Source organism: Coprococcus sp. AF38-1, assembly GCF_003603945.1.
GTDB lineage: Bacteria > Bacillota > Clostridia > Lachnospirales > Lachnospiraceae > Coprococcus > Coprococcus aceti.
In genome coordinates, this window is the sequence record NZ_QVGO01000003.1 from 427,731 (window position 1) to 428,441 (window position 711).

The window sequence follows — 711 nt, forward strand, 5'->3', positions numbered from 1 at the left end:
GACCTTCTTCTCCGGCAATGTGCTGGATCACAACTGGGGCGCTTGGACGTCCAACGAAGACGGCACCCATACCCGCACCTGCACTGTTGACGGATGCTCTGCAGGCACGCAAACGGAGAATTGCATCGATGCAAACAAAGATCACAAATGTGATATCTGCGATTATATAATCAGCGAGTGCGCAGACGATAACAAAGACCACAAGTGTGATTATTGCGGCAAGAAGCTGACTGAGCATACCGGCGGTAAAGCGACCTGCAAGGACAAGGCAAAGTGCGAGGTCTGCGGTGCGGAATACGGTGAGCTTGATCCGAAGAACCACACCAACTTAAAGCACTTCCCGGCAAAGACGGCGACCAAGACCACCGAGGGCAATATCGAGTACTGGTACTGCGAAGGCTGTGGCAAGTATTTCAGCGACAAGGACGGTACAAAGGAAATCAAAAAAGCCGACACCGTAACGGTGAAGCTGAAAGACGATTCCAAATCTCCCCAGACCGGTGATAATTTCAATCTTGCCTTGTGGCTCTCTCTGCTGCTTGTCAGCGGCGGTGCAGCCATCGGTACAACGGTTGTCAGCAGAAAGAAAAAGTACAACAGATAATTGAATAGCGTTCCCTTGCTCCATCTTCCGAGCAAGACAAAAGCGTCGTAGCAATGATATGTACCCAGAATCCTGGACACATATTTATGAACTAGGCTGAACACATG

1 pseudogene is annotated in these 711 nt (G+C 50.1%); it reads left to right on the plus strand.

Annotation, left to right across the window (positions count from 1 at the left end):
* Positions 1–604: pseudogene (locus DW025_RS06425) on the plus strand (hypothetical protein); the annotation flags it as partial.
* Positions 605–711: the final 107 nt, after the last annotated feature.